Origin of the sequence: Pseudomonas sp. Pseusp16, from assembly GCF_047324915.1 — a bacterium.
Taxonomy (GTDB): Bacteria; Pseudomonadota; Gammaproteobacteria; order Pseudomonadales; family Pseudomonadaceae; genus Aquipseudomonas; species Aquipseudomonas fluorescens_CD.
On the sequence record NZ_CP168522.1, the window covers coordinates 4,334,328 to 4,357,526 of the forward strand.

A 23,199-nucleotide genomic window follows, 5' to 3' on the forward strand; every position below is an offset into this window, starting at 1 on the left:
TCGAGGTAGCGCCGGCTCATCTCCGGCCTCGCCAGCCGATCAACCATCCCACTATCGAATCACACAGAGACAAGACAAATGAACGAAATCCAAGCAATGAAAGATCGCCGCGACCAGCTGACCAGTGAAATGGAAAGTCTCCAAGCCGCACTACTTCCCTATGAAGCGGCACTGGAGAGCCCCGAAACGATCGAGCAGGGCCGGGAACGCGAATTGCGCGACCAGTACAATGAGCGAAAAAGAAAGATTGATTCACTTGAAATGGAACTCTACCGACTGAACCCGAAGATTCACCGCCGTGAAAACCTTGCCAATCGCGACACTCTCATGGCGGACTACATCTCCGACATGGCGAACTGGGCGGCGGATGAGATCGAACTCAATACAAAACGACAAAGCCTCAGCACTCGCCTGGAGGAAGTTCGTCAGCAAGCGCAGGAGGAAATAGCCAGCGCGCGACAAGCGGAGACCCTCGCGGCCACCGCATACGCACAGGCTGTGGCATGGGGCGACGTAGAAGGCGAAAAAGCGGCTAGCAGCGACGCGCAGAAAGCGGCGAAAAACCTTACGACGGCCACCGAACAGCACCGCCGTCAGCAATTGATCATTACCGCCCTGGAGCAGGAGCTGGTCACCGTTGACCGACACATCACCGAGGCTCAGGAAGAGCACCAGAGGATAGAGAAAAACGCCTTACACCTCGCACATGACGTTTTGGAACAACAGTGGAATGAAGCGGCCCAGGCGCTACTCGACGTAGGCGGCAAGCTCTACGCGGCTTCCCGCATGATCAACCGGGATCCGATATCGCTGTTTAAGCTCGACATACCTCAACAAGGTGAAAACTTTGGGAGTTGGAAATGGGGTGACCTGGCAGACCGTGGGAGCCAGCATCGCCTGCAGGACCTGCTCACGATGTAACTGTCGATTTACCCTGAAACAGCCTGCTTTCGCGGGCTGTTTAAATCACTCCAAGGATCGAAGCCATGACCGCAGCGACACAAAACAGCTCATCCATATCCGAAACGCTTAAAGCGAGAAAAGCTTACCTGACCGCCCTACTCAAGATCGTGGATACCAACGTCGGAAAAAGCACAGCGATGCAGAGGCTCACCATCACTGCGATCAAGGCAGAAATGGGGCTAATCGAGCATAAGTTGAAAAAACGGTGATGAGGATAAGCGGAAGCTCGCGAAAGCTTCCGTTGCATTCAAATTCGGCAGGCAGCTTCCGGCCAATACCTGCCGGTCAGTACCGGCACGTATTGGTGTATCAGCAGTCGATCAATCGCGTCTACCTACCCCTCCACACACCTCTAAATGGCTCTACCAACCTGATCCAGGGCTGCAAATCTCAACTATCTCGCCCTTCCAGCACTGTTTGATTTGCGCGATTACGCGAGACCTTGCCAACAACCGCCTTTGCTGCACCTCGCGCAAAATTCAATTCCAGTAGCCTGCGAAGAATTTCACCGTCTTCCATTGCGGGGGTGTAGTCACTCCAGCCGTTTGCAGCGGCCACAGCTTTGTCCAAGGTTTCGTGCGCCAAGGCCAACCACGCTGGGCGCTCGTTGTAGAGGTTGGTTAGGGTGCGCTTTTTCAGATCGGTTTCATGGCCAGGCTTGGCAACTGGGCGCTTGGGGAACCCGGCTGCTTGCTCTTCGGGAGTGATGATCCAATCGGTCCACTCGGGCGGGCTGAGGTAATGATCGCGCAGCTTGAATAGGTCTTGCGCTGCCATTGCGATCGCCTTCGCGTTTTGGTCGGCTGCGTATTCCGCTGCAGGAATGTTGGGCGTCAAGCCCTCGGGAAATGGAAAGGTCTCAAAGCAGGTTGTAGGGGTGTAGCGGGGTCGGTCCTCCAGCGAGGAACCTGAACGCAGTGCCCAAACCTCATGAATGCGGGATTGAAGGATTCCAATGGTGGTGTCGTCATCACGAGCGACAACGACAAGCGCGTCACCCGGGGTGACGGCAGGGTGCGTCCACGCGCAAAGGAAGTGCTTGGCGTGGCGCGGAATCGAGATGTAGCGCGGAAGTCCTTTCAGCGCCGCGAACATTTCTGGTCGAGGCCAACCGAACTGCCACCACGGATACTTCTGAAAGTCGTTGAAGCGGTTCGTGTGCAGCCGATGCAAGCGCACATTCGAGATGGCCGCAAACGGTTTGTCGAAACTGGCTGCCTCCTTCTCCTTGTCGCGGCCCATAAAATTGATTGTGAACCTGTCAAGCGGGCGCGACGTGATGTCATCCGCACCCAGATAGGGACGAACAACAGCGGCCATGGGCTCGCCCTTTATCGTGGCTGGCTCTTGCAGTATTTTTCTGGCTTCGTCTCCTTTCAAGTTGAAGCTGGCTTCAGGCAGCCCAAGCTTCTCCCGCAGCGTTTTTTTTACTGAAGCCGATGGCGTCACACCCTGAAATGATCTGTTTATGTTTTCGCGCAACTTAGTTGCTTTCGTAACATCACTGCCTGCGGTGAGGTCTGCATGAATGACCGCGACTTCAGCACCATCCAGCTGCGGCTTCATGAGACTTTGTCCGAAGCCCGTCATGGAAACCCCCACAGCAGCGCCGTTGTCCCACCATTTTTCGTCGCTCCATGCGAGAAAAATGCGCGACTTTTCCAAGATGCGAGTGAGCACCTTACGGTTCGCGCCATCACGTATGGAGTTGGTCGAAACCAAGCCGGCTGATTGCAGAGTACCCTGTTCCATCTGCAACCGCGCTTTCTCGAACCAAAAGCAAACGAGGTCTACACCATCCAAGTTGTTGTCTCGATATGCCAAGCGCACCTTGTCTACATAAGCTTTTCCCAGCTCACCGCGCATCCTCTTGTTGCCGATGAACGGTGGGTTGCCAACTATCACATCAGCCTTCGGCCATTGGGCTTGGCTGCCATCGGTGTTGATCAAGGCATCGCGGTTCTCGATGCCGTCCAGCGGCTTAAGAATCGGGTTCAGGCTGTGCGGCCATCCGTTCTGCCGACACCATTGAATGTCGCCAATCCACACCGTGACCCGTGCCAGTTCCGCCGCGAATTCGTTTATTTCCAGACCCAAAATGTTGTGCGGGCCGGTTTGCAAACTCACCTCGGCTTGCAGCCCCAGTTCCTGCGCCTCGATTTGCGCGCGTTTTTCCACGTCGCGCAGCGCCTTGAGCGCCAGATATAGAAAGTTGCCGCTGCCGCATGCAGGGTCAAGCACGCGAAAGTCGGCGAGGCGCAGCAGAAAGCCTTGATAAAGTGCTTGGCCCTGTTGCAATGCGTCGTTGGCGCGGAACTTGTTGCCCCGCGTTTTCACCATGCCAAACTTCGGCGCCACCTTGGCGATCTTTTCGCGCGCGGCCTGCCACTCAAGCAGCAACGGACCGCTCACCAGCGGCTCAACCAGCTTCGCTATCGTGCCAGTGTCGGTGTAGTGCGCGCCAAGGGCGGCGCGTTTGCTACCTAAGCCCCGCTCGAACAGCGTGCCGAAGATGGTGGGGTCAATTGCGCGCCAGTCCATGTCGGCGGAGGCGGCGCGTAGCGTTTCGAGGTCGCTGACGGTCAGCGTAGGAACGGCAATCTGCTTGAATAGGCCGCCGTTGAACCATTGGATGTCGTCGTTGCCGTACTCACCTCTTTGCTCCTGCATGGCCTTGAATAGCTTCCCGATGCGGTTGGCGGCTTTCGCCACGTCGCTCTTGGCGGCGGCGAGCAGGTTGGTAAAAATCTTATCAGGCAACAGTCCTTCGTCTTCGGCGAACATGCAGAACAAGCACTGGACCAAAAAGTGCGCCACTTGATTGCTGTCTTGCCCGCGTTGACGCATGGTTTCGGCCAGCTCGGCATAGCGCTGAGCGGCTTCTTCGGTGACGGCGGCGGTGGACTTTTCGGGCCGCAGCTTCAGCGGGTCGGTGAACACCCATTTGAGAATTTGCCGCTTGCCGTCATCCACCAGATCTTCTATGCGGATTTCGCGCGGCTCGTCCGGGTAGCCGGTGAAGGCTGTGTGGATGATGATGCGCTCACGGTCACACACCACCAAGAGTGGCGGGCTTTCGAGTTGCAGGGAGTAGTCCGTGAGTTGCTTGAGCGCCTTGTCGAGGTCGCGGCCTGGTTTCTTGTTCTCCCACGCGAAGTGGCCGCGCTTCCACACATCAGCCCAGCCATCCCCACCTCCGGACTTCTTGGCGCCGCGCTCGAAGCAGTAGTTGTCGAGGTCGCGCGGCTTATCTACGCCGAGCAGTTCGCACAAATCATCAAAATGGGGCTGTGCGCCGCCTCGCTCTGTGAGGCTGTTGTTCTTCCAAGTGGCTATGAACTTCTCTGGTGTCATTGATCGTGCCCCTCTGTGCTTTGCTGGCGATGATAGCAAAGTGGCTATATGGGTAAGGGGCTCTTTCTGGGCACTGGTGCGTCGAGCCGGTTCAGTCAGTAGGCTGTCTAGGATTAGTTGGCCGCTACTAAATGCCCCTAATTTTCTAGACTCCTTCGAAGGTCTCCTTTTGACCGAATTCTGTATGTCGCGAAGGGTAGCAATCGACCCAAAGCGGGTGTCGACGAACGGCAATTGCTCGTCTGTTGCTCGTTGCAATTTGCATTGCCTAATTTAAGGCGAAAGCAGTTGCTTTCGCCTATGTCATATTCAAATTCCGTATTTCTGCTCTCTTTTTTCAAATGCTATATGACCGCCCTCAAGAATAGAGCATATTTTTGATCGAACGCCTAAACCGGTCCTTACGTCTCCATCCTCCAAAGCGCCGGCTGAATAGGAAATTAAGTCTCCATCGTTATCAGCTACAATTACTTGTTCTGCATCCGAGTTTACTACTAAGTTAGCATTGTGAGTAACTATAATTACTTGGCGATATTTTTTGATCGTATTAAATAATGGAACTAATTGATTAACAATAAACTCGTTATCGAGATCGTCCTCTGGCTGGTCAAATATGAAGGGGCTGCCAAATGGGTCGGTGGCGAGTTTAAGACATACATAGAAGGTTCCCCTCTGACCAACAGAAAGCTTGCTGACGGGCTTGCCCTTATATGTAAAGTCAGCATTGACATATAGATATTCTTTAATGCTATTAGGCGAGAACAGGTAGTTTATTAATTCATATCTTCCGCCCTGATTGAAAAATTCGTCTTTCCAGAAAAACTCTTCAGCTGAAGTAAGCGTGCCCTCTATATTTATAATTTTCTGACCAGAGAGGAGTCGAAAAAAATCTTCTTTGTTGTTTACACAGAATGTAGAAATTAATTTTTCCAGAGATGTCTGGTCTCCAGAGCTTCTAAACTTTCCTCTGTTTATGCAGCGTTCGAGCCCTGAATAAAATGAGGCGGTATCAAAAATTGTTCTGCCAATTATGTTTATATCTTTAAGGATGTGTTGGACAAGATTGTTTTGCTCTTCATTCCACACAGGGTTATGTTGCTGCAATTGGCCAAAAGCACTATCGATTTCTAGGCGAGTACTTTCCACGTATGAATTGTATTTTCCGGCAAGCTCTCCCCTTCTTGCTACATAGTTGCGATATTCAGTCGTTTTAGATTCAATTTCAGTTATTTTGTTTTTTGCCTGATCAATCGCAAATTGGTAATCCGCAATTTTATTCAGGAGTGATGATATATCTTGATTTATACCTTGGCTTGCAAACTCAGCACGTATACTTCTATTATCTCTTTCAAGTTCCAGTATGTGCGCATCAGCTTCTCCGTTATTGAGATTTATGCCCTGAATTATCTCATCAACTACAATGTGTGGAACCTTTTTCAATGAGTCACGAAACCCATTATATTCGGATACTCGTGAGTTAAGTTGTGCGATCGAACGCGTGATTTCCGATAGTATTTCTAACGACCGGCCAGTGAAAGCTCTTTTCTCGTTGATGGTGCTAGAGTTGGCCTGATACCGTTCAATCAATGCGTGATTCTGTGGATTTGTTAAAGTACTTATAAGCTGCGTATTTTTTTCTATAATGTCATTTTGATATCGAGGAGTATTGATCTGCGCACCGCTTGGATCTTTGGCCTTCCAATACTCCACAAAAGTCCGATAGCCGCCTAGGTTCTGTGTAAGTTCCTGCGAGGCAATTGGATCGTAGGGTACGAACCTTATGCCAAGCATTCTCTTAATTTCGTCACTTAACGCAGCCGGGTCTTTACTGAAACTATGTATATTGCCTTGCGACACATGGAGATATGAATAGGAGTCTTCCGACAAATCATCGAATTCAATTTCACTCCCCCCAAGTCCTCCCTGATTTAGAGTTATAGATAGTTTCTCCACTTTGACGTTTCTGACTTTATCCGTTCCTTGGCAATTGTCCAGCCTAGAAAATATTGCGTCAAGGAGTAGGCTTTTACCCGTTCCGCGCCCGCCAATAATGGCCACCATATTTTGGTTTAACGGGATAGTCTGTTCAGAGAAACTGATCTCGCCGTCTTCAAATATCTTACCCTCAATGGAAATTTTGCTGAAATAAGGCTTTATAAAAGTTCTGTCTATAAAGTCATCGGTTTGTTGAACTCTATCAGCCGGCTCAAATATCGTTTGGCGCAGACCTTGAAAGTTTGGCTTCGCTTTCACCCAGGTGTACTTTTCTCCTACCTGGTCTATTGCATGTGCATCGGAGCATGTAAATACTGGTTTGGCGGGAGCATTTTCGAAGCGTGTAGTTGATAAAAAGAAATCACGATCTTTCGGTCGCCCAAAAATTATTTTACTAAATTTATCTATCTCAAGGGCAACTGCGACAGATCTACCTTCTTTTCGATTAGGTTGGAATCCGCCATAACCGTTTGGACACATGGCGATAATGAAATCTTTCCCAACTGTTAGGTTGCTTTCAAAGTGTTGAATGACAGTTTGCGGGTCAACCACAATCTGCCCAGCATCCAAACGGCTAGAGATGAATGATTCTTCTGAGCACCAAATTGCTTTGCCGTCAACTGTTGTATTGGTTACGGATAACTTTGAAAGTAGGTCATTGATGGTTTTTGTTTTGATGTGCTCGGCGAAAATCAGGTGTATGTTTATCCATTCACCATCCTTGTTTGGTTGGTTGATTCTTAATTCAATATTTCCCAGGACTGCTGTTTGTGCGCCAGCTCGCAGAAGTGCATCTCTTATTAGCTCCAGTTCGTTTTCTTTAAAATAAAAGTAGTTAGTTATCCCTATGAGAGATAGGTCCTCTTCTTTTATTTTTGTAGCAAAATCATCAATGCTTATATTTTTATAGTTGTTGTTCAGGTTGGTTAGTGGTGAGTGTAAATGAAGATCCCATTTGTTCCATAATGAACCTATCATTGTTCTATCCCTGTATTGATGATTTTGTTTGGATATTTCAAGTGCGTCCAACCAACAGTGGCTACGTCCACGCTGTGGATGCGTCACGACACTACTGCTTCTGGGGCCCTAATACATTGATCCATGCACTAGGGATCTCGCGTCCCCAAGCAGCATAGATTGGAGCAAAAGCAATTTGTGCCTGATCGCGGAATGTTTCCGTATCTGCTAGGGTTGCAATATCATTTTTTCGAATAATTTGAGCGTGTAGTTGTACCGGTTCACCGGTTTTGCTCACAAGAGTGGCCGTAAGTAATTCATTTTTTTCGGGTGCATCCACTGCTCGACGATAAGGTTTGCTTGGATCAAAACGGGCAGACCAGACCTCACCGATGATGATTACAGCATCCGCTCCATACTTGATAACCTCATTTGCAAGCATTCTCATGACAAGGTACTTTTCTCCGTGTTCTTGAACGGCCAATGTCGATATTTTTACGATATCAACGCCCTTAAGGAGGAATGCAATGGTGATGTGATTGCCATCTACTGTGAACATTTTGCGGGCAGTAACGAATAGGTCATTTAGCTTGGATTCTGGGCCAGGGGCTGTTGACGGGAACATGTCCTTCGGATCTAACCCATACCGTTTGGCGGCTTGATCCGATTCGGCTAAGTCGATTTCGATTTCTTTTTGTTTCAGCTCCATTGCCTGGCCCGTCGCAAGCCATACATCGAAGCTGCGCGTGTCGCCGTGACCAATCATGCAAGGTAGTCTACCCCCGCGCGATTCTCTTCCTGAAGTGTGATCAACGTCGCCGACCATTGTGGAAGGTGGTTCCAAGCCTAACTCACGGTGAGCGTCAGCCACTAATTCGGCTATTTTTCCGTACGCTATCCCTACGGCGTCTAAAAGCTCGTAGTCTGGCAAGCTATTTTCAACCCAGCGTCGTTGGATCCGCAGGATGCCATCCTTGAAAACATGTTTTCTTAAATCTTCAGTTTGAATGCTATTGATCAGCTCTGCTGGGCTTTGGAAGAGCTCGGCGGGTACGTCTATGCGTGGACCTTCCTCATAATATGACGCGACGATTTCGGCTCGAACAAAGCTATGTGCCTCCAGATCTCCCTGTTTCTCGATCTTGTTACGGGCATCCACCATCCAGCGCATTAACGGATCTGCGCGTAGCTTCAATTGCCAAGTCTCATACCAAGGGTCGAAGTTACTAAAAATCCGTTTATTGCTCTGCAAAATGAAACTGACAGTGCGCAACGTCTGAATTGCAGTCTGGATCGAAACCCTAAACGTGTCAGGGTCGAAATATCCACGCTCAGCCTCATGCCAATGACGGTGTACATCACCGAGTCGGCGATCCACTGCACTTAGTGGGCAGCGATATTCATGCTCTTCTTCCGTCATCTCAGAACCCCTGATCAAAACCAGCCTAAAAAGTCATCGAACCCGACCGAGTAAGCTCGGCCCACTAACTTAAGCTTACAGCGTCGATTGTCGACGAGTGATGCGCTGCTGTCGAATACCCATCTCAAATCTAAAGTAGCTTATTCGGGTGTTTAAATTGCCTATCGCAAGGAGGGCCTAAGGCGATTCTAAGCTCATCTCGTGAAAGCCCAACGTGAGCGGGCAGGTTCATTGAATATATCAGCCAGTCTGCTGTGGCATATTTCATCGTTTTCTGCCGGTACTCACCGTCTGCACATGGCCGAATGCGGCCTATGGTTTACCCAGACTTGTAAGCGCTGCCGCAACACCTATTAGGCTTGTAACACCCAACGCACGAGAAAGAAGAACGGTGTGTAACACCAATAAAATCCAACAAATTCAATTAGTTAAAATAATTCGTAACACCTGCAACACCTGTAACACCTCTTTTCGCCCCCCCACGCCCCATCGACGATAGCGCCGCCAGCGAAAGCAGTAGTGGCTTGGTATCGCCTAATGCAGAATTCGAACGCTTGGTCGCTGAATGCTAGGACGCTTGAGAGCTGCCCTCTGCCAACAACGAACAGGAGACCGGAGCACTGACATCGCCTGGGACCCTGGAGATATTCGGTAAGTACGGGGTCGAAAACCCGCGCGTTCGTGTTAGCGGCTGGAATTTTGAGGTTGGTTGACAGGTTGACGAAGTTGACGAACCCCATGCGTGCGTTATCAGCAACACAGGGGGGCATCTTTACCAACACGGTAACGATGCCCCTTTTTCGTCAGGATCCTTTCAATTTCAACGTTGAAATTTCAGTAAGGTGGGATGCCTGTCGCTAACAAGATCCCGCGGGTTTCCGACCCCGTGTCATCTGATTATCGCCAGGGTCCCCAGCGGTTTTCCCAATTCAGGTCGCTCAAAACCTTGCACATCGCAGTGCTGCGGAACAGGCAGGTTTCAAGGGATCTGCTAAAACATTTTGGCACCCTCTCCTGATGGTGGAGGTGAACACACAATGTAAATCGACGCGCTCAACCCGATGGAGTGAGACATGAATCTGGATTTGATATGGGCGGCAATGCTCGGCAGTGCTGGCGGTATCACAGGCATGGGTATCGTTCTCTGGCTACTGAGAACCTGGTTCGCGGAGAGGATCAAGCAATCGATCGGTCATGAGTACGCGGTGAAGCTCGAAGAGTGGAAAAAATCTGAACAGATCCGAGTGAAGTCCGAAGCAATCGCTTCACTTCTGGCTGAATGGATGAGCTTTCCTGACGACCAGAGAACTCTCAACAAGCTTACATTTGAAGCCTATCTATGGCTTCCGACGGACATCCTGCGATTGCTCACCAAAACTTTGGCCCATGCACCTACCGCCCCAAACGCTAGGGAGATCCTTTGGCATGTCCGAAAACACTTGCTGGAGGACGAAACACTACAATCGTGGGAGATAGTGATATTCAAACAAGAGAGTGAGCGCCGGGCTTTCCGAGCGAAAATGAATGAGATGTCGTCCTTCAAGCCATTCACTGCAGCCAATGCTCTTGGTACGAAAGGACATAGAGGTAAAAATAGCCCAGACAGGTGATCAAAGCGCCTACACCTTGTATCCCATCCTGTATCCCTAAAATTTGTCACTGTGTTTAGAACCAATGTTTACTGAGCCTAAAGCCATGAGTTCAAACGACCCCGGCTCCACCAATTGAGACACCAACGAAGCCCGCCCTGTGCGGGCTTTGTTGTTTCTGGCTGTATCGCAAACCCTGCAACCGTATGAAGCAGGCCTCACGCTAACGATCAGTACTTGATGTCCCGGGCTGTGCGACGGGTATCCTGCTTGGTACTGCGCTTGTCCTGGCGACATTCTACGTTGCTCTTGTCATTGCCCCTTCTACAGTCATCCTTGGTTTGCCGGGCAGCGGAGCGCCCTTCCTGCCTGGTATCGCGGGCCTCACGCCGTTGTTGACCCTGCTCGGTCGCGGACGCAGGTAGCGTCACCCACTGCACGCCAGCGGCGATGAGCAGCATTGCCAAGGCTTTCAAGTAGCGCTTGCGAATCATGATTTGTCTCCAATTCCATACCGCTCAATCGCTTCGTTCACTCACCGAAGAGCCCAGCGAAAACGTGCATTACATCGTACGCTCACAACTCACCAAACCACGTTGTGGTACGTAAAATCCGACGATAGGGTCGCATCAGCAGTCGCGCAATGGTTGTTATGTGCATGATTGCAATATGGGCAACGCTAACGACCAGGCTTTGCATCTAGCCTGTCCGCGAAGAAGCCTGCGAAACCCTCCAGAATATGCTGCATCCAAAGTCGCCAATCTCACGGCCATCGCCCCGGGAAGCCCATGCACCAAGCCCTCCTGATCATCGACGTTCAACCCGGCTTCGCCCCGCCGCAGTGGCTGGTCGACGGTATCCAGGCACTCATCGGAACCTTGCCCAGTGCCGCCACGGTCGAGCGTCATGATGAGTCCATCACCCCCTTTGAAAAACAGCTCGGCTGGCACCCCGCGCCGGACGATGACAGCCTGATCCCCGCCGACCGCATTTTCATCAAGCACGGCTACGCGCCCACAGCGCAAACCATCGACTACCTGAAAAGCCTGAACGTCGAGCGCGTACTGGTCTGCGGCCTGCAGACCGAAACCTGCTGCCTGGCGGCGGGGTTTGCGTTGTTTGATGCGGGCTTACAGCCGACGTTGATTACGGATTTGACGATGGGGTCGTCGCTGGACCGGAGCGGCGGGTTAGGGGTCAGGCTTTGGGAACATCATTTCAAGCACACGGTGAGATCGAGTGACCTGTGATCGGTGCAACAACTTCACCGCGTCCTAGGACATTTCCCGCAAAACGCATCGCCTTTCATGAACTGGCGGGCGCTTCTTCTCGACGATAACCTTTACCGATCGCTGCAAATCAGCGATCAGTTTTGACAGACTGAAAACCGGGGCAGCTCCTATGAATTGACCAGGATCTCCATAATGAAAAAACACAGCCCCATCCCACAAGACTCTACATCTGATCCAACTACCAAAACACCCGACTTATCCAACCTCTCCAACACCACCGAACCCGCCATCAGCGCCCGCCTCCGCAACCCCAATCACCTCGACCCCATCAGCCACGTCTTCACCCTCCGCCCCAACATCGACACGCCGTCCCTGCTCACCCACGCCAGCGAAACCCTCGCCTCGCTCAACGTCATGAGCACCGACCTTGCCTGTGATCTTGAAAGTTCGCGTCGCAACATCGCCCTGGCAATCCAGCAGTTGGCCGTGCTGGCGCAATTGCTGGTGAATCGGGCGCTGGACAACGTCGCGCCACTTGATGAAGTGGAGGTTTGAGATGAATCGATACATGCCGATGAGCGGCATCGACTGCACCATCGCGTCGCTGCTGATCGACACCGAAGCGCCGCTGGATGTGCTGCATGAAACAGCCGCCTATCGCATTCGAACCGCGACGCAATTGCTGGAGAGTCTCGCGACTGACGAGGGTGTTTACAGCGAACTGGCGCGGGTGCTGGTCACGTCCCTGCGCGATGGATGCGATTTGCTGGATGTGGTTGGGCGGCGATTGCAGATGCAGGTTTGATCCTTGAAAAATGGACGGTCTCATAGAGGTCGTCCAACTCCAGAGCCGCGATTTCAAGCACGCAGCCGCTTAACCCCAACCCCCACCAATATCCCCAACACAATCGAAACCAACGGCACCGTCCCCACCCAGGTCAGCGTCGGAAACACCAATAGAATCTGCGAGTCATTGCCACCCAGCATCATCGATGCGCCGGTCCCCATCAACACGCCCGCGAGCAGGTGCCTGCCCGCGGTCATCCCTGCGAACCGCTGATAGTTGAACGTGCGGCGATGCAACGTGTAACAGAGCATGCCAAGCATCAGCATGGCGAACACCGCCACACGCTGGGTAGTCAATGAGGTGTCGCCCGGGCCCCGGAACATTTGCGAGAGATCGTAGAAGAACACACTGGGCGTCCACAGCGGTTCGAAGGTGTAGAGGGCACTGGTCAGTGCACCCAGCAGCAGGCTCGACAGCACCAGGTGTTTGTCGCCGTGAATCCGGATCAGGAACAGCAGAATCAGCAGCACGATGCCGATGGCCAGCCAGTAATGACGGCCAGTGATCATCGGCATTTGCAGCGCCCGCTGTTCGGTCAGCATGTTCAGGTGATGCCACAGCACGATCCCCAGTACCCAGCCGAGAATGGTGAAGGCCTTGTTTAGATTGCCGCTGGCGAGTTTGGTGAGAGTACCGACGCTGCATCCGTCGTTGAGCACCGAGGCAAGGCCGAACAGCACTCCGCCACCGACCAGTGCCAGATAGCCAACCTCAGGGATGAACAGCGGCTGACTGACGCCAGACAAGGCATAGACCGGCGCGAGCAACAGACCGAACAATCCGCAACTGATCAGCGACACGAACAGGGTCGGTCGGCGTTTGAGCAGCAGCCCCATGGCATTGACAAGGCACATGCCCATGCGCTGAGACACCCAGCCGATAAGGAACGCCAGCAGCAGTGAAACTGGCAATGAAAACACGGGCCTCCTTGTTTCCAGGTGGTGGCATCGAGTCGATGCCTGACAGACAGATTAGTCGCTGGGCAAACACTTCGGATGAACCCGCAAAGCCCTTCTACACTCAATCCGCAAACGCCCTACAACACTTGTCGAATAGGCCCTCATGACCACCCTCACCGACCGCTTGAAGCAAGGCAAGGATGCGCGCAAGAAGTGCTCGCGCGGTTCGCAAGCATCCCTGGGCAATGTCGCCCGCGACCCGATACCGCTGATCAAGGCATCGAGTGAAGGACGCGTCAGATCGCTGGTGGAGTTACGCTACGGGCGCATGCTGGTGTCACCGTTCACCTTCTATCGTGGCAATGCGTTGCTGCAGGCCCATGATCTGGCGGGCACCTCGAACATGGGGCTGGTTTCGCCGATCTGCGGCGATAGCCACCTGATGAATTTCGGCGGGTTCGCAACGCCTGAACGCAACCTGCTGTTCAGCGTAAACGACTTCGACGAAGCCCATCCCGGACCGTGGGAGTGGGACTTGAAACGTCTGGTGGCGAGTTTCCTGGTGGCGGCTCGCGATCTGCGGCATGGCGAGTCGGTTGAAGACACGGTTTGCCATGAGGTCGTGGGCGCCTATCAGAAAACCATGCTCGAATGCGCCGAACAAAGTTCGCTGGAAACCTGGTACGAATCCATCAGCTATGACGACCTGCTGGCGCAGGCCAACAAGAGCACCCTGGAACATGTGCAGCGCGCCATCGAAAAAGCCGAACGTCGTACCCATGCCGAATTGCTGCCAAAAATCAGCGAACGCGACGCCCATGGTCATCTGATCATTCGCGATGACCTGCCGGAAATTTTCCACCTGCACAAGAACACCACGCTGCTGGATGCCGATGATGACTGGTTGCGCCTATCGGACTGGCGTCCGCTCTACGACACCTTCATGCGCGACTATCGCGGCACCCTGCAAGCGGACCGCCGTGATCTGGTGTCGCGTTTTCACGCTCAGGACATGGCGTTCAAAGTGGTAGGCGTCGGCAGTGTCGGCACCCGGTGCCTGGTGGCACTGCTGACCGACGATCAGGAGTTTCCGTTGTTCCTGCAATTCAAGGAGGCGCGGCGCTCGGTGCTTGCCGGCTACGTGAAGGCCAAGTCGCGGGTGCGGCATGAAGGGCAGCGGGTGGTCGACGGTCAGCGGCTGATGCAATCGGCCAGCGATCTGTTCCTCGGCTGGACCACCGGCCCCAGCGGGCGGCATTTTTATGTGCGGCAATTGCGCGACATGAAAATCTCCGCCGAACTCGAGACCTTCGATGGCGAAGCTTTCGCGGCCTATGGCCGACTCTGCGGCCGGGCCCTGGCTCGCGCCCATGCCAAGTCTTCCGGGCACGCGGCGGTGATCAGCGGCTACATCGGCAAGAGCGACGCACTGGCCGACGCGCTCTACAAATATGCCCGGGGATATACCGAGCAGAACGAGCGCGATTTCGAGCAGTTCCAGCAAGCCTGCCGCAAGGGTCGTTTGCGTGCACGGTCGGAAGCCGACTTTGCCGCGGATCATTTGCCGTAGCTGTGTCGCAGGCTCTGGTATGGGGCTTTGACCGAAATGAATTTTTCTTCACCCCACGCTTGCGTTCCTGCCTGTACATTGCCCTCGCTCATTCAAGAAACTACGGTTTGCCCGCCCTCCCGCGGGCTTTTTTTTGCCTGGGATTTTGTCTGACGGCCACCAGTGGTTTTATCCAGCCGACACCGCCCATCACTGTGCCGCTTGCGCGCCATTCCCTTGCGATTGCTCGGGCAGCAAACAGCCTTTGGCCATCCACTGGCAGTCTCTGGTCCAGCGATAACCGGATTCCAGATCGCCTCGGTCGTTGTAATACCCCAGCCTGAGTTGAGTGGCACTCAGGTCGAGTTTGGCAAAACCAGCCCGCGAGTCAGTAAAGGTGCTATTCGGCGTTGGCGTTGGCAGGACATCCAGCTTCTGGCCACCCGCCCCGGAAATCACCCACGCGGGTTCACCAGCACGCAACAGCAATTGCTGGTTGTGATCATGACCCGACAAAAGCAGATCGACGTGGTTGCGTTGCAACACTGGCAACAGCCGTGTGACCAGGTCCGACTCCTCGCCATGCTCACCTTGATTGCGCACCGGGTGATGGGACGCGGCTATTCGCCATACCGGAGCCGGTCCGGGCGCCTGGAACGCCTGATCGATCAAGTCGATTTGCTGCTGCAGAGTTTCACGTGGCGCCGAAGTGTCGAGGAACACCATCCGCACCAATGGCTGCCCGTCGACGTCACCGAAATCCTTGATGTAGAAATTCGCCGGCATCTGCCAGCGACCCGACCCCCGGTGCTGTTGGCCGTACTCGATCTCGTATTTTTGCGACACCGGGTAATCGTGGTTACCCAGCACTGCGTAAAACGGCACATGGCTGAGCCAGTGCCCCCAATAGACACGCTCGAATCGGGTTCCCCAACGATAATCGTGAGTACCGGTCAAGGGCTTGCCGTAGAAGTTGTCGCCGAGGAAAACCACCATATCCAGGCGCCCCTCCCGGGCCGCGACGCGCTCCATGGCTTGCCCCACTCGCCATTGTTGCAAGTCACCGCTGCCTTGATCGCCCACGGCGATCAACGACACTGCCGCGGGGTCCAGGCCGCTCAGCGGAACATAGGGTGACGGCGGCACGAACAGCCAGTAACCACCTGCGATCAGCAGGAGAGCGAAGACAATGCCTGAGCCAGACAGGACCTTTCGGAGCACCGGACGTTTGGCAAAAATCGAGGGGGAATTTGTGCGATTCAATCAGGGACTCACCGGGCATCGAATGCCAGACTGGCTGGCGAAATGAAGGTCGACCTTCACCCCTAATAGATCACAGCAGTTGTTCATGCTTTGTTAAGAAAGCGTTCCGTATACTTTTTCCAGCCCTTTTTTTCGGCCTTCCTTTTCCGGTAGCCAGAAGTCATGTCGCGCCCTGTCCCACTGCTGTTTGCACTGTGTTGCCTGCTGTTTTTCTTCGCCCTTGGCAACCACCAATTACAAGGCTCCACCGAAGCGCGGGTCGCCGGAATCGCCATGGAAATGCACCTGGATAATGACTGGGTGACGCCGCGACTTTTCAGCGAACCCTTTCTGGAGAAACCACCCCTGAGCCTGTGGCTCGGCGCCGGGGCAATTCGTGCATTTGGCGGTACACCGTGGGCCGTTCGCCTGACGTCTGCATTCGCCGGGCTGTTCAGTGTGATGCTGCTGTACGCCATGCTGCGCCGGCTCGGCCGGCCCATTAGTGTCGCGTGGGCGGCGGCGATTCTGCTGGCGACCATGGCCAGCTACTGGAGCAACGTGCGCGGTGTCGGTGAAGATGCGTTGCTCGCCCTCGGGGTGAGCGCAGCGTTGCTGGCGTTCTTTGCGGGGCAACGACAAACAGGCATCGGCAACGGACTGCTTTTTGTGGCGGGGATCGCCATCGCGACCCTGAGCAAGGGCGTGCTGGGCCTGGCCATGCCGGGTGTGGTGATCTTCACGTATCTGCTGGTCACCAGCCTGATGGACAAGCGCCTGAACGTCGCTGGTTGGCTGCGACCAGGCCTGCTGACGCTGCTGGGGCTGGTACCGCTGGTGATCTGGCTCGCGATGCTGTACCAGCGCGACGGTGCCCATGCCGTGACCGAGGTGCTGTTGACCAACAGTGTCGGTCGCTTCAGTGGTTCCTTCGTCGAAGCGGGGCATCACGAGCCGTACTATTACTACCTGGTCAAACTGCCCCAGGCCTTCCTGCCCTGGAATATCCTGGTGTATCTGGGCCTGTGGCATTTTCGTAAAAGCCTGGTGGCTAACCGGTACTTGCTGTTCTTCGCCCTGTGGTTGCTGGCGCAATTTGTGATGCTGACGCTGGCGTCGAGCAAACGTACGGTGTACCTGATGTCGCTGACGCCCGCAGCAGCGGTGATCGCTGCCGAATATGCACGCGTGCTGCTCGAACGCCTGAAGTCCCGTGAAGGTTCCCCGACCTGGACCGGTCGCGTGGCCGGGTATCGTAACGGTCTGGCGGTTGGCACCCTGGCCGTGGTCATTTGCGGTTACTTCGCCGCAGCACAATGGGCGATGCCTCATGCCGACCGGACATTGTCCTTCCTGCCGCTGACCGAGCAGATCCAGTCGATGCAGGCCAATGGGCAACAGGTTGCCCTGTACCAGGCCACTGAACGATTGGGCGGCGCCAGCGTGTTCTATACCCGCAGCGTGCTCAAAGGTCTCGATACCGAGTCGCAGTTGCACGATTTTCTGGGTGAATCGCCCGATCATGTCGCGGTGCTCTCCGGCGACACAGAACCTGCCGCACCGTTGAAGGTGCTCAAGACAATGATGGTGGGGCGTCAGGCCTACTACTTCGTTGCGCAGTGAGGCACCCGTTCCTGCTGGATCTTTGCTGCGCCCAACCCATGACCCGCTGACATTTCCTCAGCCAATAAAAAACCCGCAGCCCTTTCGGTTTGCGGGTTTCGCTGTTCAAAGCGGACTCAATTCACTGGCTGAGTCTGGGCAGCCGGTACTGCTTGCTGCGCTTTGGAAAGCACCGGCTGTTCCAGCCTCGCTCGCCCGTAAAACGCCAGCGCCGTCAGCAAACATGCCAGCCACACAAAGATCCCAGCCCATAGGGTGTGGGACATGTAGTGCCAGCCTTGCAGCACCCGCGTCGTGCCGTAGATGAAACCGAGGGTCAGCGAGCCGTACATGATCGCCTTGGAATAGCGCCAGCGATAACGGCGAGCCACGAAGTACAACGCCAGCATGGTGAAACCACCCGATGCATGTCCGCCCGGCCAGCAGCGACCGTCACCGGCGACTTTCAGCAGGTCGAAATTTTCATACCACTCAACGTGCTCCATTTTGCCGCCGTACAGGGTGGTCTCGATCGGGCAGTACACGCTGGTGTGGCCCTTGAGGTAGTGAATGACCCCGGTGCTGATGGAAAACGCGAACACCACATAGAGAAAGTCCCGACGGTGCCGGGTGGCAAAGCGCAGCACCGGTGCGACTTTGATTTTTTCCAGGAAAGCGATGATTTTCGAGTGCTTTTCCGCCTTCAGGCGTGGCCAGAGAAACGACAGCAAGGCACCGATAATCGCAATTTCACCGGTCCAGTTCGGAATGATCCGCGCCCATTTATGGGTAATTTTTTCGAACAGATGGGATTGGTCCAACGGGTACGTCTGCGTCACCGGATCAAAAAAGTAATTGTTGAAGGCAATGTCGATTTTGGTCATGTCGAACATCAGGAACACCGCGACCGCGCAGGCCAGCGGAATACCGAAATTCACCCAGTAAAAGCGGTAGCGAGAAGCGGTCTGCATTGTGAATCCTGATTCAAAAAGAGGAGGGGAAAACTCAATGAGTGTTCACCGAGCTCCAGTCAGAGGCATCGATGAAACCAAGCATGCGCGGAGTTTGCGGGGTTTCGGCGGAAATAAACAGCGAAGCGCCATAACCCAGCGTCGTAGGCGGTAACTTCAGGTCTTTTTCCAGTTGTTCCATGCACTCGCTGTGAGTCACCAGAACCAGGTTACGCCCGGCCACTTTGTGCGCAAGCGCGTCGCGCAGCATGGTGCCCTTGCAACTGATCAGCCAGTCTTCCCCCGTGCCAACCTTGTTGAACATGAAGTTGGCGGTCTGTGCCGTGCGCAGGATCGGGCTGTTGTAGATATCGGCCTTGTCCAGGCCAAGGTGTCTGAACTGTGCCCCGAGGCTCTCGGCAACGCTGCGAGCGCGCGCGGTAATGCCATCGTTGCCAACCAGGCAAGGCGCCGAGGAGTGATCGCAGCGCTCGACATGGCGCACCAGTACGATCACATCGCCCTTGGCCCATCCCGTCATCAAAGCCTGTGCACCGGCCACATTGCCGTGGGCCAGGTCGGGCGCGGTGGCAGGACGCAGCAAAAACACGATCAACGGGACCACCAGCAGCGCCGAGGCCAACACCACCGCAGCGTTGCGATAACGGGCGAAGCGGTTCAGATCGATCGAGCGTTTTATCCCGAAAAGACTCAGTCTTAATTCCACATCAAGCCGCCTCGCCGGCACGGACCACCTCATTAGATCCGCAAAGGTTAAGGAAACGTGCGTTGTCGGCGGGTGAAAGACATGTGAAAAAAAGCTTAAAACGCTGCAAAAACCTTGTTACAGAATCCGCCACACAAAAACCTTTCAGCTCCCGGGATTGCTGCCGATACATCTTGCTTACACAGCTTGGCGGCCCCCAAAAAAAACAATCTTCCAGCCAACCGACGAAATAGAAGCACTACGTTCCTGGAGGAATTTGATGAATAGCTGGTTCGGCAACATCAGCGTGAACCTGAAACTGGGCCTGGGATTTGGCCTGGTCCTGGCACTGACCTGCGTCCTCGCCCTGACCGGCTGGACCAGCCTGGGCGGGCTGATCGACCGCAGCAACTGGATGAGCGACATCACCCAGCTCAACGCCGGCCTGACCAAACTGCGTGTGGTTCGCCTGCAATACATGCTGACCAACGGCGACGAAACCGCCGCGCAGAGCGTGCAGACCACCCTCGACGCCTTCTCGGCCCAGCAACAAGCCTTGCTGGCGAAGTTCAAGAGCCCGGAAAACCTCAAGCTGCTCCGAGAGCAGGGTGCCGTCATCGACGCCTACAAGGTGTCCCTCGGCAAAATGCGCAACGCTTATCGCGCCGGCAACAGCGCCCGCGACGCCATGGGTGCCAACGCCGAAACCGCCAACACGCTGATCAATGGCATCACTACCCGCGTTCAGCAAATGCCGCTGAGCGACCAGCGCTTTGAACAGTTCCAGGCCATTACTGCTGCCAGGGAAGCGTTTCTGCTGGCCCGCTACGAAGTGCGCGGCTATACCGCCAGTACCAATGCCGAGACCGAGCAAAAGGCAGTCGGCCAACTGGATGCCGCCATCGCCAGCCTGAAACCGCTGAACGCGCATTTCGCCGACTCCCAGCAAGACGCCCTGCGTCAGCTGGAGGCTGCGCTGGGTAACTACCGCAGCGCCTTGCAGGCCTACAAGGCCGCCAGCAATGACGCGGTGCAAGCACGCCAGGAAATGACCGACCAGGGCGCCGCCATCGTCTCCCTGAGCGATCAGCTGTATCAGATCCAGCTCGACCGTCGTGACGCCGAAAGCGCCCGGGCGCGCACCTTGCAGCTGGTCAGCACGTTGCTGGCGTTGCTGGTGGGCGTCATTGCCGCCGTGGTCATCACTCGCCAGATCACCCGTCCATTGCGCGACACCCTGGCGGTGGTCGACCGCATCGCCAGCGGTGACCTGACCCAGAACGTGCTGGTCACCCGTCGCGACGAACTCGGCGTGTTGCAGCAAGGCATCGCACGCATGGGCGTGACCCTGCGCGACTTGATCAGCGGCATCCGCGACGGCGTCACCCAGATCGCCAGCGCCGCCGAAGAGCTGTCGGCCGTGACCGAGCAGACCAGCGCCGGGGTCAACAGTCAGAAAGTCGAGACCGATCAGGTCGCGACCGCCATGCACGAGATGACCGCCACTGTGCAGGAAGTCGCGCGCAACGCCGAAGAAGCCTCGCAAGCCGCTGCGGCGGCGGACGGTGAAGCCCGTGAAGGCGACAAGGTGGTCAACGAAGCCATCGCCCAGATCGAGCGCCTGGCCAGCGAAGTGGTGCGTTCCACCGAAGCCATGAGTGTGCTGCAGCAGGAAAGCGACAAGATCGGCAGCGTCATGGACGTGATCAAGGCCGTGGCCGAGCAGACCAACCTGCTGGCGCTCAACGCAGCCATCGAAGCGGCCCGCGCCGGGGAAGCCGGTCGTGGTTTTGCGGTGGTGGCCGACGAGGTCCGCGGCCTGGCCCAGCGCACGCAGAAGTCCACCGAGGAAATCGAAGGCCTGGTGGCCGGCCTGCAAAACGGCACGCAACAAGTATCGGCCGTGATGAACAACAGCCGCACCCTCACCGACAGCAGCGTGGCCCTGACCCGCAAGGCCGGCGAGTCACTGGAGAACATCACCCGCACGGTGTCCAATATCCAGTCGATGAACCAGCAGATCGCCGCCGCTGCCGAACAGCAAAGCGCCGTGGCCGAAGAGATCAGCCGCAGCATCATCAATGTGCGCGATGTGTCCGAGCAGACTGCTGCGGCGAGCGATGAAACCGCCAAGTCCAGCGTTGAGCTGGCGCGGCTGGGTGGTCAATTGCAGCAGATGGTGAGCCACTTCCGCGTCTGACCTTCAGCGCTCGCTGAATCGACCATCCAATCGCGAACAGGCTCGTCCTGTAGGAGCGAGCTTGCTCGCGATGGTGGTCAACGATAACGCGTGCATTCTGAATGATCGCGGCGCTGGCAGGTACTTCGCGAGCGAGCTCGCTCCTACAGGACCGGTTTTCCGCGATCGTGGTCTGACTGACTACAACTTTCCAAGGCTTACGCCCTCACCGCGTACCACGCTGTCGCAATGCCGACGGCATGAAGTACGCGTCTTCCGGCACCGGCTGGGCGAAGTCCACTGTGGCCGGCTCTTCGTTGTCCAGGTTCTGCACGTAGTAACGACGCGCCTGCAAGTCATGGAAGACATCCAGCGCACTCCAGGTGGTGGGCAGGTCGTAGAAGTTTTTCAGGTAGGCCATCGACACCCGCCACAACTCCCCTCGCCCGTCATATTGATCCACCAGTGCGGCGCCCCAACTGTCCTCGTCCAGAAACAGCACACGCTTGGAATAGATATGCCGTGCGCCCGGCTTGAGCGTGCCTTCGACCACCCAGACCCGATGTAGCTCATAACGGGTGAACTGCGGGTTGAGGTGGCCCGGTGTGAGCAACTGCGCGTACTTCACCTCAGGGCTACCGACTTTGTAATTGTTATAGGGAATGTAGACCTCTTGCTTGCCCTTGAGCTTCCAGTCGTAGCGGTCTGGCGAGCCATTGAACAGGTCGGTATCGTCCGCCGTGCGCAGGCCGTCGGATGAGGCGATCGGGGTGTCATACGCGAGGTTCGGCGCCCGGCGCACGCGGCGTTGGCCCGCGTCGTAGACCCAGGCCTGGCGCGGGTCCTTGAGCTGGTCCAGGGTCTCGTGAACCAACGCCGCACCGCCAGCCAGCCGGGCCGGGCTCTTCACGAACGCCAGGTAGTAAAACAGGATGTTTTTCAGGTCGGCAAACTGCCCGCCCTGGCGGTAATAGTTGAAGAGCCCCTCCTGCTGCGAGGTCACCAGCGCAAAGCTGCCGTTGCGTTGTACCGGCGCTTCGGAGGCACGTCGGACCACATAGATGCCGCGATAACGGGTGATGTGGTTCCACAGCACCTCGATCCCGTCCTTGGGCACCGGGAACGGCACACCGCCATAGGCATCGGCAAAACCGGTCCCGCCATCGAGCAGCTTGGCCGAGGTCGCGTTTTTCAGGGTGTTGTCATACAGCCACTGCGGCGCCGAACCCGAGCGGCGAGAGGGATAGACCGGCATCTGGAAGGTGTCGGGGTAGCTGTTGAACAGTGCGATCTGACCCGGGCTGAGGTGGGCCTTGTACTGTTCAAGGTTGGCCTTGGTGATGGTGAACAGTGGCTTGTCCGCCGCATAGGGGTCCAGGTGATGCTGGCCCGGCTTGTAGCCCGCCGGCGCCTGGGTGATGCCGCCGGTCCAGGCCGGAATGGTCCCGGCCGCGTTACCGGCACGTTCGGCCCCCAGCGGCGTCAGCGTGGTTTTCAATTGCTCGGCTTGCTGGGGCGTGACTGCGGCCAGCGCACTGCCGGCGGCCAGGCTCAGGAGCAGCGCCAGCGTGGTCTTGGTCAATCGTGAAGTGTGAAACATGATCGTTCTCCGAAATAAAGGCCGCAGGTCTGCAAACACACAGCAGATCCCCTGTGGGAGCGGGCTTGCTCGCGAAGAGGGCGGCACATCCAGCACAGATGTCGCCTGATACACC

At 55.5% G+C, this 23,199-nt stretch carries 18 protein-coding genes and 1 pseudogene; 10 read left to right on the forward strand and 9 right to left on the reverse strand.

Translation table 11 applies throughout. The features are described 5' to 3' along the window. Positions 1–78: 78 nt before the first annotated feature. Both ACEN8Q_RS19775 and ACEN8Q_RS19780 read left to right on the forward strand, forming a co-directional pair. Positions 79–921 carry a chromosome segregation protein SMC gene (locus tag ACEN8Q_RS19775; RefSeq protein ID WP_413703616.1) on the forward strand — a complete coding sequence of 281 codons (843 nt, stop codon included), beginning with the start codon at positions 79–81 and terminating at the stop codon, positions 919–921. Positions 922–986: 65 nt separating this feature from the next. Beyond that, the gene (locus tag ACEN8Q_RS19780; RefSeq protein ID WP_413703617.1) at positions 987–1,172 is read left to right on the forward strand and encodes a hypothetical protein; all 186 of its coding nucleotides are present in this window, start codon (positions 987–989) and stop codon (positions 1,170–1,172) included. 181 nt (positions 1,173–1,353) lie between these two features. Here ACEN8Q_RS19780 and ACEN8Q_RS19785 read toward each other — a convergent pair whose 3' ends face one another. From ACEN8Q_RS19785 to ACEN8Q_RS19795, 3 genes are all read right to left on the reverse strand, one after another. Next, positions 1,354–4,317 (reverse strand): class I SAM-dependent DNA methyltransferase, encoded by a 2,964-nt coding sequence (locus ACEN8Q_RS19785; RefSeq protein ID WP_413703618.1) that lies wholly within the window; start codon positions 4,315–4,317, stop codon positions 1,354–1,356. 309 nt (positions 4,318–4,626) lie between these two features. Continuing rightward, the gene (locus tag ACEN8Q_RS19790; RefSeq protein WP_413703619.1) at positions 4,627–7,377 is read right to left on the reverse strand and encodes a TrlF family AAA-like ATPase; all 2,751 of its coding nucleotides are present in this window, start codon (positions 7,375–7,377) and stop codon (positions 4,627–4,629) included. 4 nt (positions 7,378–7,381) lie between these two features. Beyond that, a complete protein-coding gene (locus tag ACEN8Q_RS19795; RefSeq protein WP_413703620.1) occupies positions 7,382–8,689 on the reverse strand; it encodes a hypothetical protein in 1,308 nt (435 codons plus the stop codon). Positions 8,690–9,762: 1,073 nt separating this feature from the next. Here ACEN8Q_RS19795 and ACEN8Q_RS19800 point away from each other — a divergent pair. Further along, positions 9,763–10,299 carry a hypothetical protein gene (locus ACEN8Q_RS19800; RefSeq protein WP_413703621.1) on the forward strand — a complete coding sequence of 179 codons (537 nt, stop codon included), beginning with the start codon at positions 9,763–9,765 and terminating at the stop codon, positions 10,297–10,299. Between the two features lie 209 nt (positions 10,300–10,508). Here the strand turns inward: ACEN8Q_RS19800 and ACEN8Q_RS19805 are convergent, their stop codons facing one another. Then, a complete protein-coding gene (locus ACEN8Q_RS19805) occupies positions 10,509–10,772 on the reverse strand; it encodes a hypothetical protein (protein WP_413421662.1) in 264 nt (87 codons plus the stop codon). 294 nt (positions 10,773–11,066) lie between these two features. On the opposite strand from ACEN8Q_RS19805, the gene ACEN8Q_RS19810 reads away from it, so the two are divergent. The 3 genes from ACEN8Q_RS19810 to ACEN8Q_RS19820 all read left to right on the forward strand — a co-directional run bounded on the left by ACEN8Q_RS19810 (position 11,067) and on the right by ACEN8Q_RS19820 (position 12,315). Then, complete coding sequence (locus ACEN8Q_RS19810) at positions 11,067–11,528, forward strand: cysteine hydrolase family protein (protein WP_413703622.1); 462 nt, start codon at positions 11,067–11,069, stop codon at positions 11,526–11,528. A gap of 174 nt (positions 11,529–11,702) precedes the next feature. Next, a complete protein-coding gene (locus ACEN8Q_RS19815) occupies positions 11,703–12,065 on the forward strand; it encodes a DUF6124 family protein (RefSeq protein ID WP_413421666.1) in 363 nt (120 codons plus the stop codon). Position 12,066: 1 nt separating this feature from the next. Then, entirely contained in the window at positions 12,067–12,315 is a 249-nt protein-coding gene (locus ACEN8Q_RS19820) for a hypothetical protein (protein WP_413421668.1), read from the forward strand. A 53-nt stretch (positions 12,316–12,368) separates the two neighbouring features. On the opposite strand, the gene ACEN8Q_RS19825 is transcribed toward ACEN8Q_RS19820, so the two are convergent. Further along, positions 12,369–13,277, reverse strand: coding sequence for a YeeE/YedE thiosulfate transporter family protein (locus tag ACEN8Q_RS19825; RefSeq protein WP_413703623.1), 909 nt, complete (start codon positions 13,275–13,277; stop codon positions 12,369–12,371). 142 nt (positions 13,278–13,419) lie between these two features. Between ACEN8Q_RS19825 and ACEN8Q_RS19830 the strand changes: the two genes are divergently transcribed. Next, on the forward strand, positions 13,420–14,826 hold the full coding sequence (locus tag ACEN8Q_RS19830; protein ID WP_413703624.1) for a DUF2252 domain-containing protein: 1,407 nt from the start codon (positions 13,420–13,422) through the stop codon (positions 14,824–14,826). A gap of 189 nt (positions 14,827–15,015) precedes the next feature. Here the strand turns inward: ACEN8Q_RS19830 and ACEN8Q_RS19835 are convergent, their stop codons facing one another. Next, positions 15,016–16,068: a metallophosphoesterase gene (locus tag ACEN8Q_RS19835; RefSeq protein WP_413421674.1), complete on the reverse strand. Its 1,053-nt coding sequence runs from the start codon at positions 16,066–16,068 to the stop codon at positions 15,016–15,018. 162 nt (positions 16,069–16,230) lie between these two features. Between ACEN8Q_RS19835 and ACEN8Q_RS19840 the strand changes: the two genes are divergently transcribed. Then, positions 16,231–17,670: an ArnT family glycosyltransferase gene (locus tag ACEN8Q_RS19840; protein ID WP_413703625.1), complete on the forward strand. Its 1,440-nt coding sequence runs from the start codon at positions 16,231–16,233 to the stop codon at positions 17,668–17,670. A 116-nt stretch (positions 17,671–17,786) separates the two neighbouring features. Here the strand turns inward: ACEN8Q_RS19840 and ACEN8Q_RS19845 are convergent, their stop codons facing one another. Together ACEN8Q_RS19845 and ACEN8Q_RS19850 are read right to left on the reverse strand one after the other, a co-directional pair. Further along, positions 17,787–18,620: a phosphatase PAP2 family protein gene (locus ACEN8Q_RS19845; protein WP_413421678.1), complete on the reverse strand. Its 834-nt coding sequence runs from the start codon at positions 18,618–18,620 to the stop codon at positions 17,787–17,789. 34 nt (positions 18,621–18,654) lie between these two features. Continuing rightward, complete coding sequence (locus tag ACEN8Q_RS19850) at positions 18,655–19,326, reverse strand: histidine phosphatase family protein (RefSeq protein WP_413421680.1); 672 nt, start codon at positions 19,324–19,326, stop codon at positions 18,655–18,657. Positions 19,327–19,720: 394 nt separating this feature from the next. On the opposite strand from ACEN8Q_RS19850, the pseudogene ACEN8Q_RS19855 reads away from it, so the two are divergent. Further along, positions 19,721–20,599 (forward strand): annotated as a pseudogene (locus ACEN8Q_RS19855) (methyl-accepting chemotaxis protein); the annotation flags it as partial. A 201-nt stretch (positions 20,600–20,800) separates the two neighbouring features. After that, positions 20,801–21,505, forward strand: a complete 705-nt coding sequence (locus ACEN8Q_RS19860; protein ID WP_413421741.1) for a methyl-accepting chemotaxis protein — start codon at positions 20,801–20,803, stop codon at positions 21,503–21,505. 205 nt (positions 21,506–21,710) lie between these two features. Here ACEN8Q_RS19860 and ACEN8Q_RS19865 read toward each other — a convergent pair whose 3' ends face one another. Beyond that, positions 21,711–23,084, reverse strand: coding sequence for a DUF1329 domain-containing protein (locus ACEN8Q_RS19865; protein ID WP_413421682.1), 1,374 nt, complete (start codon positions 23,082–23,084; stop codon positions 21,711–21,713). Positions 23,085–23,199: the final 115 nt, after the last annotated feature.